At 36.4% G+C, this 283-nt stretch carries 1 protein-coding gene; it reads right to left on the bottom strand.

Annotation, left to right across the window (positions count from 1 at the left end):
• Positions 1-160 precede the first annotated feature (160 nt).
• The coding region (locus LZP73_RS20780) for an Hha/YmoA family nucleoid-associated regulatory protein (RefSeq protein ID WP_267960272.1) at positions 161-283 on the bottom strand (123 nt) is incomplete at its 5' end.

Below are 283 nucleotides of genomic sequence, written 5' to 3'. Positions count from 1 at the left end.
CCGTATACCTGCCGCATGCAATTGCATCAGCAAAGGAGAATGCTGATTTACACTTCTGAGGATAATCCGGATAAGTAACGCTGCAATAATCAGAACAATAAGAATAAAAATAATCAGCTTCATTGTTTATCTGCTCCTGGTAATTAATTATGCTGAATTATTACCTTACATATTTCCATATCTCTTTTGGTATCCTGTCATATAACTTTCCGGTGATTAATTCCGCTAACCGGTGGTCTGCTGCTGAATTAAATGATTCACGTTCACTGTTTAATAAACTGTC

The organism is Shewanella sp. AS16 (assembly GCF_021412365.1).
GTDB lineage: Bacteria > Pseudomonadota > Gammaproteobacteria > Enterobacterales > Shewanellaceae > Shewanella > Shewanella salipaludis.
The sequence above is the reverse complement of the archived record's forward strand: the minus strand, read 5'-3'. Positions and strand labels throughout refer to the sequence as shown.